The 11,519-nt window shown below is 36.0% G+C and carries 9 protein-coding genes; all 9 read left to right on the forward strand.

The window, feature by feature from the left end:
• Positions 1-105 precede the first annotated feature (105 nt).
• The 9 genes from dcm to Q0N70_RS05785 all read left to right on the forward strand — a co-directional run bounded on the left by dcm (position 106) and on the right by Q0N70_RS05785 (position 11,322).
• Positions 106-1,485: a DNA (cytosine-5-)-methyltransferase gene (dcm, locus tag Q0N70_RS05745; protein ID WP_294014788.1), complete on the forward strand. Its 1,380-nt coding sequence runs from the start codon at positions 106-108 to the stop codon at positions 1,483-1,485.
• Positions 1,482-2,648, forward strand: coding sequence for a restriction endonuclease PLD domain-containing protein (locus tag Q0N70_RS05750; protein ID WP_277300321.1), 1,167 nt, complete (start codon positions 1,482-1,484; stop codon positions 2,646-2,648). The genes dcm and Q0N70_RS05750 overlap by 4 nt, the downstream gene beginning before the upstream one ends.
• The gene (locus tag Q0N70_RS05755) at positions 2,635-5,262 is read left to right on the forward strand and encodes a Z1 domain-containing protein (protein ID WP_294014793.1); all 2,628 of its coding nucleotides are present in this window, start codon (positions 2,635-2,637) and stop codon (positions 5,260-5,262) included. The genes Q0N70_RS05750 and Q0N70_RS05755 overlap by 14 nt, the downstream gene beginning before the upstream one ends.
• Positions 5,263-5,347: 85 nt before the next feature.
• Positions 5,348-7,186, forward strand: coding sequence for a hypothetical protein (locus tag Q0N70_RS05760; RefSeq protein WP_294014796.1), 1,839 nt, complete (start codon positions 5,348-5,350; stop codon positions 7,184-7,186).
• On the forward strand, positions 7,176-8,117 hold the full coding sequence (locus tag Q0N70_RS05765; protein ID WP_294014799.1) for a hypothetical protein: 942 nt from the start codon (positions 7,176-7,178) through the stop codon (positions 8,115-8,117). Before Q0N70_RS05760 ends, Q0N70_RS05765 begins: the two co-directional genes overlap by 11 nt.
• 1 nt (position 8,118) lies before the next feature.
• On the forward strand, positions 8,119-8,859 hold the full coding sequence (locus Q0N70_RS05770; RefSeq protein ID WP_294014801.1) for a hypothetical protein: 741 nt from the start codon (positions 8,119-8,121) through the stop codon (positions 8,857-8,859).
• Between the two features lie 359 nt (positions 8,860-9,218).
• The gene (locus Q0N70_RS05775; RefSeq protein ID WP_273066254.1) at positions 9,219-9,623 is read left to right on the forward strand and encodes a helix-turn-helix transcriptional regulator; all 405 of its coding nucleotides are present in this window, start codon (positions 9,219-9,221) and stop codon (positions 9,621-9,623) included.
• Positions 9,604-10,269, forward strand: coding sequence for a hypothetical protein (locus Q0N70_RS05780; RefSeq protein WP_294014810.1), 666 nt, complete (start codon positions 9,604-9,606; stop codon positions 10,267-10,269). The genes Q0N70_RS05775 and Q0N70_RS05780 overlap by 20 nt, the downstream gene beginning before the upstream one ends.
• Before the next feature lie 294 nt (positions 10,270-10,563).
• Entirely contained in the window at positions 10,564-11,322 is a 759-nt protein-coding gene (locus tag Q0N70_RS05785) for a DUF4469 domain-containing protein (RefSeq protein WP_294014813.1), read from the forward strand.
• The last annotated feature ends 197 nt before the right edge of the window (positions 11,323-11,519 follow it).

Genomic DNA, 11,519 nt, shown 5'->3' on the forward strand with positions numbered 1-11,519 from the left:
GTTTGCGAGTGTTATCCTTGCCGCATCTGAACCGGGTTTCATGATATTGCTTCACGATTTTGACGCAAGGGCATTTTCTTGTTATAATTCAGTTTTGAGAAAAATATGAATACAATGCAAACATCACAAAAAAACGAAGAAAATATCAGCACAAAAAACGTCCGTTTAAAGGATACAAAGGGGAAGGTCTTCCCCTCGCTTCAGCCTGCCGGGCAGTCTTTTGCTTCCCCTTCGCCTAGGGGCAACGCCCCTAAAACCCCACGAAAATCTACGGCAAATTATGCAGTTTTAGATGAATTTACAGACGGAAAAATTTTTGATGAAAATTATGCACTTGCAAGTCATTATATTCAGCTTCAAGATTCTATTGCTGGCGAAAAATATCGTAAGATTCTTGAGCAAAACGGACTTGATGTTTCAAAGTTTCCAGAAACAGATGATTTCAATGCAAAACTTGATGTTCCGTTTGGTACACCAAAAAATCCATCGTTTACTTTTATTGATTTGTTTGCCGGCATAGGCGGATTCCGGCTTGCGATGCAGTCCTGTGGCGGGCAGTGCGTTTTTTCTTCCGAGTGGGACGATGCCGCAAAGCAGACTTATTTTGAAAATTACGGAGAAGTTCCGTTCGGCGATATTACAAAGCCGGAAACTAAAGATTTTATTCCTGAAAAATTTGATGTGCTGTGCGCTGGCTTTCCGTGCCAGGCTTTTTCGATTGCTGGTTATCAGAAAGGATTTGCCGATGTCCGCGGAACGCTGTTTTTTGATGTCGCGGATATTTTGGAAAAGCATCGCCCAAAAGCATTTTATCTTGAAAATGTAAAAAACTTGAAATCGCATGACGAAGGGCGGACTTTTGCAAAGATTATGGATGTTCTGCAAAATCGGCTTGGATACATTGTTGGCTCAAAGATCATGAATCCGTGTGAATATGCGAATGTTCCTCAGAACCGGGAACGAATTTTTATAGTCGGCTTTGATCCGAATCAAGTTGAGATTCCGCAAGAAAAATTTCACAATGGACAGTTTGATTTTCCTTTTCCAGAAAAAATTGAGCTTACAAAAGACATTCATGATGTGATTGATGATTCTGTTGAATCAGAAAATTTTTTCTACAAAGAAAATCATATCTATTACGACAGGATGAAAGACGTGATAGTAAATCCGGACACAGTTTATCAGTGGAGAAGAGTTTATATCCGCGAGAATAAAAGCGGAGTATGCCCGACTTTGACAGCGAATATGGGCGAGGGTGGACACAATGTTCCGATTGTCCGCACTTCAAAAGGAATAAGAAAGTTGACGCCAGAAGAATGTTTAGGTTTTCAAGGCTTTCCTGTCAATATTAAAAATTCTTTTAGATTTCCGAAGACAATTGCACAAAGCAAAAAATACAAGCAGTCAGGAAACAGCGTAACAGAACCGCTGATAGAACGCGTAGCAAGAAACGTAATTCAATTTGTGCGGGAGAATGAGAGATGAGTTTTGTGGATGAATGGAAACAAAACAAGGAATATTTTTCTTTGCTCGAACTCATGGCGCGCCTTTCAAATCTTTTTAGCGACAGCTCAATTCCATTCTTGCATTACAGAGTTACAGAAAATCTTTTCTGTAAATATTATAAAGCGGAAAATCTTTCGCGTTCAGATACAGCTTATGATGCAAAAACTGGCTCGTTTGGAGTTGGAATAAAAACATTTACTTTGACAAATAATGCAAGCACTGAAAAAGTCGCGGAATTCAATTCAATAAGTTCAGAATTGAAAAAATATAAAGGCTATGATTTAGCCTATCAGCTTGCAGTCGCACGCAATGAAAGAATGATGTTGGGCCAGCGGCTTTATGGCATTTCAGATGGTTGCTATCACATTATAGGACGGGTTGAGAATGGTCTTACGGTTTTTAACTCTTCCTATTCTCTTTTGAATACAGAAAAAATTCATGTGATAAAAGATACAGAAAAATCGCTTCAATTTGATGACGGAAAAGAGTTCTATAATTTTAATTATTCAAAAAGCACCTTGTTCAAGCATTTTGAAGTTCCTGAAGATTCTAAAGAAAAACAAGAAATTTCAGTTTCTATTATTCAAGATCCTTATGAGCTTCTGCGGAAACTTATTGACACAGAGGATTACGAAGGCAAATACACAGATATTTACAATATTCATAAAGTAATCCACGAGCAAGTCGCAAGCTCCAAAAAGCAATTAAGTTTTGGAATTGACTATGTATATCTGCCACTTTATTCAGAAAGGCTAAAAGAAGTTCCCTTAAAATCTGGCCTGAACCAATGGAACGCAGGTGGCAGGGCTAGGGATGCAAATGAGGTTTATATTCCGATTCCTCTTTCTATTCACCATGATTTTCCAGCTTTTTTCCCTCCGCGTGATACTTCATTTACGCTTCATCTTCCAAACGGTTCTTCAATGTCTGCAAAAATCTGCCAGGACGGCGGAAAAGCCTTGATGTCAAATCCGAATAAAGAATTAGGAAAATGGCTTTTGCGTGATGTTCTTCACCTGAAAGAAGGCGAGCTTTTGACAATGGAAAAGCTCAATCGCTTTGGTTTTGACAGCGTGATTATTACAAAAATCGATTCAGAAAATTTCAAAATAGATGTCCGGAGACGAAATGAAAATGAATGATTTTGAAAGACAGCAAGAAGAAAATTTAATTCAAGAAATAGTTGCATGGAAATTAAGACGCCCTGAAGAATCTTGGGAATCTATTGACAAAAGCTTACTCATTGTTTTGGATAACGCTAGAGAATTTAAGGAAAATTATCCTGAAGATTTTATAAACTTAAAAGAAAAATGGATTTCAGAGGCAAGAAGAATAATTGAATTAAAAACTGATTTTCATGGAATTTCAGCAAAACACGAACGCTGGTTCTCTTTTGATGAACTGTATGACTCGAAATACTGGAGCCATTTTGAGCAGCAGATGAAATCTGAAAATTGGGATAAAAATCGTCTTGAAATAAATAAGCAACAGTCAATTGAAATCATAAACCAGCTTTCAAATCCGCGGAGGTTCGATACTTCAAAAGAAGATGCAACAAGAAAAGGATTGGTTTATGGACACGTTCAGTCCGGAAAGACTGCCCAGATGTCTTCGATTATTTCAATGTACGCATCTTGCGGATGCAGGTTTTTCATTGTTTTTTCTGGAATAACAAATTCTCTAAGGAATCAGACTCAAAGCCGTTTTAGAAAAGATTTAGGAATTGATAAAATGGGTGGCTGGGAGTTGCTTAAGGAAAAATTAGGAAAAGACGATGTCTGCATAGAAGGAAAAATAAACGGCAGCAATCCAGTTCTTGGTGTATTCAAAAAAAATCCTCATGTTCTCTGCCGCCTAAAAGAGTATTTACAGAATATAAATAGCGATACATTTTGGAAAAATAAAACAGTTCTTGTCATTGATGACGAATGTGACAATGCTTCCATGAATGTTGCAAAGCAGTTTGATAATGATGGTTTTGCAACAGGAAAAAGAAGCTCTATCAATTCGTTGATTACAGACGTATTAAATATTTTTGATAAGTATTGCTATGTAGGATTTACGGCAACTCCATTTGCAAATGTCCTTAATGAAAAGCCTGGAAAAGACAGCCTGTATCCAGAAGACTTTATTTATCCTTTGACTATAAGCTCTAAATATTATAGCGCGCGAAAATTATTTGGCTCGTCAAATGATAATCCTGATAATCCCGAGCCATTGCTTGATGTTGTGAATTTTGTAGAAACAGAAGAGATAAATCCAAAGTCCAATGACTATGCAGATGTTCCTGAATCATTAAAGAATGCAATATTTTACTTTATTTTAGCCACAGCATGCAAATACTATCGTGGTTTCAGCAACAAGCACTCTTCAATGCTTATCCATGTGGATTTAAAAATTTCCACGCATGCTGTCGTAAACAAATCTGTTGAGCTTTTTATAGAGAATATAAAACAAAATCCATCTGACTTTTTTAGTTATATGGAGAAAGTTTGGAATTCTGAAAAAGACAGAGTTTCATTTGAAACTGTAAAACAGCTTTTTAATTATTCAGAAGAAGATAAAGAAAAATACAAGATTCCTGATTTTAACCGGCTGAAAGACTTTATTTTAGAGGTCGCAGATAAAATCGAAACCGTAGTTGACAATAGTTCTGTACCTTTGGAAGAGAGGCTTCATTATCCTGATGATGAAAGCAAGGTTTATATTGTAATTGGTGGAAATACTCTTTCTCGTGGTCTTACCCTTGAAGGACTTATTGTAAGCTATTTTTACAGAACATCAAAATTATATGACACATTGCTGCAAATGGGGCGCTGGTTTGGATATAGAATTGGCTATGAAGATTTGCCAAGAATCTGGACAACAGAACAAATAGCAAAAAATTTTTCTTTGCTTGCAGATGTGGAAGACGAATTACAGGAACAGTTCACAGATTATGGCAACGGTCTTACTCCTGCTGAGATAGCTCCCAGAATACGAGTTCTTCCTCTTCTTCAAATCACAAGAAAATTAGCAATGCAGAATGCAAAAATTACTGGCATAAATTATGCAGGACAAAGACCATCGACTTTATTCTTTGAGCGCACAAATAAAGAATGGCTTTTGCATAATCAGATTGCCACAAGAGAATTTCTTGATGGAATAGCTCAAACTCCAACAGAAAAAAATGGGGGTGTTATTTATTCGAATATTCCAATTTCTAAAATCCGGCAGTTTATTGAAAAATATAAAATTTGTGAGTCCAACAATGCTTGCCGAAAAAATTTAATTTTGAAATATTTCGAAAAAATCAATTCCAAAAACTTTTTGCAAAACTGGAATGTCGCAATAATTCAAAACAAAAAAGGCCGGGAATACCAGATTTGTTCAAAGCTAAAAGTTCATCTTGTTAACCGCAGCCGTCTGGATCCGAAAAGCAAGAATGATTCAATAGCAAACATAAAAGTTTTGGGTCAACCGCAGAATATGCTTGTTGATACAGATATTCCTGATTCTGAAAAAGATGAATTCAGGCCTTTAAAAATGTTTCTTCAGCGCCATAAATATTTTGAAGAAAAAGGAATCGCTGAGCCTGGGCTTTTGCTTATATACCCGATTGATAAAGACAGTAAGCCAAAATCAAATCAGACAGGCAGACTGCCATTGGATGCGGCAGAAGACGTTATCGGAATAACGCTTGTTTTTCCAAAAGACAAGAATATTGAATTAAATTCATATATGACAATTTCGTTAGATGGAGTGGAGCATGATTGATTTTAAGTTTGATGAAGTTCCGTTCAGACGAGGAATGGGAACTATAAACGCAAGCGGAGCATCCAAGACTTTAAACGGTTCTTCTTTGACTGATACAGAAATCTTATTAAGAGAAGCAGTTCAAAATTCTTTTGATAGCCGATTAAAAGAAAGAAAATTTGATGAAAAAACAGGAACGCCAGTATCTAAATATTTGCCCCTGAATTTTTCAATTCGGGCTTTCAGTTTCTCTTCAGACCAAATGGTTTTCATACAAAAGCTGTTTAATTCAGAAAATTCAGATTCGTACTATGCCAAAAATGTACAGAAATATATAAAAACATCTTCTCTAAATATTGAGATAAGCGATATTAATACTACTGGTCTAATAGGTTTTCCTGGAATTACAGAGAAAAAGGAAAATCAGAATTTTGCAAATTTTGTCTATTTTACAGGAAATGACAAATCGCTTGATTCAAATGACGGAGGCTCGTACGGGTTTGGAAAAGCGGCGTTCTTTTTATATTCTCAAGCCAGAACAATAATAATTTATACAAGAATAAAATCAGAAAGCACCTCGAATTATCAATCCCGGCTTATTGCTGTTTCGATGGATGAAAGAATAGATAATAGATGCTGGTGGGGAGAAAAAAAACAAAGTGATAATGAAAGCGGAGTTTATGCGTCTCCAATTTTAGGAAAACTTGCAGATGAGATTGCTGAAGCAATCGGCATGAATGTCTTTAACGAAATGCAGACAGGAACAAAAATTCTTATTTTAAATTCCCGTCCTCGGCTTTTTCCTCAATACGAAAATGGTAACGAAAAAACAATCGATGATATATTCAGATACGACATTCCTCAGTATTTAGTTCATTGGTACTGGAACAAAATAATTGCGAAAAAAGTTATTTTTGATATTGCCTATAAAAATGAAAAGATAGAGCTTGATAATCCATATGAAGTATATCCTTACAAATATTTTATAAATGCCTATAAAAGACTTAACGCAATAAAAAAGAAAGAGATAAAAGCTGATGGAAAAAGAGGAATTGAAATTTCTCAGGAACGGCCTAGCGTAAAGCTTGGAATTGCATGCATTGAAAAGACTGCGCCAAAAAAATCTAAATATGAAGAATTGATACCAGTTTTAAAGACTTCACAGCCACTTGTTGCTTTCATGAGAGGAATTGGAAATATTGTTTATTATGGAAAGTATACCGTCGGACCAGAGAACCTTAATGAAACGTGTTTTGGAGTTTTTGCCTGTGACACGAAGTCTTTTTCTAATGGAGAAACCGAAGGCGAAATAGATCGGTATTTTCGTGGAATAGAAAACCAAACACATACTCGTTGGGAACATAAAAATGATATGTTTCCTCACAATTATTTGAAAACTGTTGAAAATAAAATTGACCTTCTTGTAAGGTCGAATTGTCTTTTTGAAGAAATTGATGATTCTGCGGCAAATATTTCAGTTATGATTCAACGCACTTTAGGAGCAAAACTTCTTCCATATAAATTGCCCGTTGGCGGAGCAAAGAAAACTTTGAAGCCTGCTGTTCAAATAGAAGCAAAGGCATCAAATAAAAAATCATCAATTGCTAAAACTGGAAATTCGTATATTGAAATCGATTCAAAAACAAACGAAAAATATATTTATGTTCAATACAAGATAAATGTTTTAAAGGATAAGGCTGTCAAGATAAGTAATATAGTTCCCAAAATAGAAACTTTAGATGCTGGAGACTATTTTGAGGATAATGGAAGTTACCTAAAGTTTTCCGGAACATATAAAAAAGATAAAGATGGCACGATTTCTATGACAGATGCAAGGTTTCCAAAGATATTTAAATTTCCAGAAATTTGTTATTTTAAGATAAGATGCCAGAAAGACTGTTCGTTTGATTTAAAAATTGACTGGGAGGAAGTTGATGCACAATAAAATATATACTTATAAAACTGTTTCTCTGGAATCTGGAATAATTCAGGCTGAATGGCAGGTTTACGGGCGTCCAATACCTGCGTCACACGAAATAAAATCCTGGAAAAAAAACGCGGATTTACAAATAAACTGTAATCTATATGTTTCAGCAAAAGAGCTTGATTCTTTTATTTCTAAAAATGCAGAAGCTTCATTTTATATTTTATGGAACTCTTTATCGGGAAGAAACGGAACTTCACTGCAAGGCTGCGCATTTGTTCAAAAGTATGAAAATAAAAGAAACGAAAACGTAAAAGAATATAATTTTTCTTGCATTGTTCCAGGAACTAAAATTGCGGGCGACACAGAAATTTCTTTGGTTCTGGCAATTTCTTCTGAAGATAAATTAGAGAAAAAGTCAGAATTTGCAACAGAAAAAGGATCGGTTATATTCAGAACTTCTGTGCTCTTGTATCTTGAAGGCGGTCAAGCTCTTTTTCCTGTAAAAGCAGTTTCTTTTAAGGAGCGTTCTGGAATTGCAAGAAATGCCTTGTATTATCTCCGCAAAAAATATATTGATTTGGACAGCAATTTTAATGCGGCATACACTTTATTTTTTAATATAGAACATCCGCTTTTCAAAAAGATAAATTCAGATTTAGAGAATGATGTTGCCGCAAATTATCTGTTGAAAATGATTATGTTTGATGTGTATAGAACTATTGTTTTTGATGCTCTTGATAAGGAACACGGACTTGATGAGCTTTCAGAGTCATTTGAGGAAAATGCTTTTACTTTACGCGCTGTTTATTCAAAAATTCTGAATGAAGTAAAAGAAAGGTACTTTCCAGAAAAGAATTTGGCTTCCTTAAAAGAAATGGTAAATCAAGGCGAAGAGCAAAGAAATTCTCTGTATACGGCAATTCAGGAATATGTTTTTGGAGATGAATAAGATGAATGACGAAGATATAATCAGAGTTTATCCTGTAATTGATGACGAGCCGGAAAAAATATATGAAAAATTAGAAAGCAGAGTATTTGTTTTTGAAGAATTAAGTGAAAACAAGCTTGTTCCTCCAGGAGTTGGAGATATGGTTTTGTATGAGGAACTTGATTTATTGCGGCAGAATGTAATTGCTCTTGCTAGAAAATACGGTTTTGGTGATATTAATCATAATGTTGGCAACTCTTTAAAACTGAAATTTGATAAAGAGCTTGGAAGCTTAATTTATGAAAAAATGAAAATTACACCTTCTGTTGCTGCAACACTTCCTATGTGGCAGTTTTTAAATTTGCAATTATTGCCTGATGTCGTGTTTTGGCGTTGGGGAAATTCAAAAGAACATTTTTACTCAGAAAGAAGAAATTATCTTGGGACACAATGGTGGAGATATTATCTTTTTTCTGATTCAGAAGAATCTTTAAAAATCTATTCAAAACTGAATGATGCTGAAATTGCAGAATTGTATGAACGTTCTGGAAGCAGAGGATTGCCAGAGCATATTTTTGAAATTTCAAAATGGTTTGCGCAGCTTTCCAGAAATATTCTTATAAAAAATGAAAGAGAAATGTTTCGCTCTGTAATAAAAAGATATAATGCAGAACTTGGATTCAGAAATTATTTTTCACTTGATGAAAATGCCAAGTTTTCAATCTTTAAGAATTGCTTTGATGATACTGCTGGTTTAAAGTAGGGCTTATTATTTTTTATGACCGATTTCCATCTCCCATTCTGTCTGTACATATTTCCCAGGTTGGCTGTATAAGAGCCCCAGCCAGATTGTGCTTACGCCCCAATCATACTGTATAGCCGCCCCGGTTTGTCTGTGCCGCTTATACAGTTTGACTGGGCTTGCTATACAGTCAGTCTGTAGCTGCTGTACAGTTTGTCTGTAGTTAAAAAGGTTTCTTTTTTTAATAATATTTACAAATTTGTGAAAAATATTTTATAAATTGCTTGATTTATTTATAAAACTGATATATATTTTACTTAGATGCTAAACGAGAAAGAATCCAAAAGGTTCATTAAAGCCTTAGAACGAGAGGTACATTTATGGGAGTAACGGCATTTGGAAAAATTTTGAGAAAAAGAAGAATTGATTCTTCGGAAATTCTTGGAGATATGGCAAAGCGGCTAGATGTAAGCGCGGCTTACCTTTCTTCAATTGAAAACGGTCTGCGTGAAATTCCGGACTCTTTTGTTGAAAAGATTTCAAAGGAATACGGTCTTTCAGAGGCAGAAAAACAGGAGCTTGAAGAAGCGCAGGCGCAGTCAAAGGGCAGTGTGAATGTTCCCCTTGGCGAGCAGAAGGATTCAAGCGAATATCTTGAGACAGCTGTAATGTTTGCCAAGGATTTTTCAAAGCTTACAGAAGCGCAGGTCAAGCTGATGAAAGAGCTGCTTGAAAAGTTTCAGGCGGAATCTTCGGGAGAGAAAAATGGAAGTGGTGCAGTATGAGACACAATTAAAAGACGTAAAATATTCAGAAACTTTAGTTCTTTCTGAAAACGAGATTAAAATAGCTTCTTTCTGGAGCCACCTGCTTTGCACGGCCGCCACGAACAGGAAGTTTGACCCGCTCTTTGTAATGGAAAACATAATTCCCCGTTTTGACAGGACTTTCAACTATCTTATTGAGCCGCAGGATTTGTGGAATCATGGAAAAGACGTTGCGGCTTTTTACAATGCGGCTCAGAACGTGATTGTCATAAGAAGCGATGTCTACGAAGGTGCGCAGAATGGAAGCTATATCGACGTGATTACGGTTGCGCATGAGGTAGTGCACTGTATCCAGTCGATTATCTTGAGATTCATTAGAATTTTTGAGTGCGCGGAATTCAAAAAGGAGCTTTCAAAAATCAAGGCTGAGCAGATTCAGGAGCATGAGTTTCAGACTGATTCGATAATGCGGCTTTTGTTCTCTCCGGAAGAAATCACAAAGGGCAGAACACAGGAGGAGGTTCTGGACGAGTATGTGCTAAAGCCAGTTCTTTCGCTTCTTTTCATTCTGATAAAGAATGTAGGAAAACAGTTCCTGAATTTGCTAAAGGAAGAAAATGCAAAAAGTCCTGCCTTAAATAAGAACTTCCTGGAGGCGGTCTAAAATGAAAAAGAAATATTGTTTTTTAAGGAGGAAGCGGATGCACAATGGAATTGCCGGTGCTCTTGCAAAAAAAAACTTGAACCTACGCCAATAGATTCAAGCTTTGCAATATTAAGTCAGGATATGCCTAACTAAAAAATAACTTTGTATATCCTACTTTTTATTCTGTCTTTTTGCAAGAGCCAGAACAGCGTGCCGGTAAAATTAGATTGTTAAAATTGCCGGCTAAAACATTGCCGCATGGCAAAAAAATCAAAAGGCTCTTCACGCCATAAGTTGAAGAAGGATATATAAATGGAAAATATTTCTACATTAGAAAACAGCTCATCCTTGGTGAGCATAACATTAAAAGAAAACAAATTGAAAAAAGACGGAACTTATTACGCTACTGTAACGCGCAATAAGGCAAGCTTCAGAAACATTCTTTCAGAGATTGCGGAAGAAAACAAAGGGATTGACCCGTTTATTCTGCAGTACTGCGCAATTCTTCTGCAGAAGAAAATCTTAAAATTTCTTGAACAGGGGAAAGCCGTGAACATTCTTGACCTTGGAACTATGTACATTGCAATGGAAGTTTCTGCAAAGTCAAAAACTGAAGTTTCGCAAAACGGAAAGTTCAAGGTAAGGTTTTCTCCTACAAAACTTACAAGCTCTTCTTTGCAGAATCTTAGCATTGATAAAATCGTCTACAACGACAAGTCTCCTGAAATTGATTCTGTGGCAGACATCAGCACTGAAGAAGAGAATGTTCTTTCGTTAGGTGCACCGGCAAAAATAACCGGCGCAAACCTTAAGCTTGGTAGCGAAGAAAGCGGAATCTATTTTGCGGCTATTAGCTCAGATGAAAAATTGGAAGATTCTTCCACTTGGACAAGAATTGACGATTCAAAAGTATTCCGCAACAAGCCTGCAGAACTGAATTTCTTTGTGCCGCAAACTTTGGATTCTTCTAAAGAATACAAAGTTGTAATAAAAACAAACTACATTTCCGCAAGCGTTACCCGCAAGGAATTTTTGGAGTCCGTCAGCAGCGCTGTAAAAATAAAAGAATAACAACGTTGTAGGAACCTCAATTTTCGCCCGGTTCTTTCATGATTCGTTGTGGGGAACCGGACGTTTTCAATTTTCATCTGCCATACAATTTATAGAAAATTTTTTCTGAACGATGTTATAATAATATTTATCTTAACTGTCATTTTCATGCTTGACGCGGGAATCTTGTTCAGTAGGAATAATGTCATTAAATTTAA

The organism is uncultured Treponema sp., assembly GCF_945873775.1.
Taxonomy (GTDB): domain Bacteria; phylum Spirochaetota; class Spirochaetia; order Treponematales; family Treponemataceae; genus Treponema_D.

Excerpts from the sequence above, each read along its gene's own strand:
- Q0N70_RS05770 (WP_294014801.1), top strand. The coding sequence starts at position 8,119 with ATGAATGACGAAGATATAATCAGAGTTTATCCTGTAATTGATGACGAG.
- Q0N70_RS05780 (WP_294014810.1), top strand. The coding sequence starts at position 9,604 with ATGGAAGTGGTGCAGTATGAGACACAATTAAAAGACGTAAAATATTCA.
- Q0N70_RS05750 (WP_277300321.1), top strand. The coding sequence starts at position 1,482 with ATGAGTTTTGTGGATGAATGGAAACAAAACAAGGAATATTTTTCTTTG.
- dcm (WP_294014788.1), top strand. The coding sequence starts at position 106 with ATGAATACAATGCAAACATCACAAAAAAACGAAGAAAATATCAGCACA.
- Q0N70_RS05775 (WP_273066254.1), top strand. The coding sequence starts at position 9,219 with ATGGGAGTAACGGCATTTGGAAAAATTTTGAGAAAAAGAAGAATTGAT.
- Q0N70_RS05785 (WP_294014813.1), top strand. The coding sequence starts at position 10,564 with ATGGAAAATATTTCTACATTAGAAAACAGCTCATCCTTGGTGAGCATA.
- Q0N70_RS05755 (WP_294014793.1), top strand. The coding sequence starts at position 2,635 with ATGAAAATGAATGATTTTGAAAGACAGCAAGAAGAAAATTTAATTCAA.
- Q0N70_RS05765 (WP_294014799.1), top strand. The coding sequence starts at position 7,176 with ATGCACAATAAAATATATACTTATAAAACTGTTTCTCTGGAATCTGGA.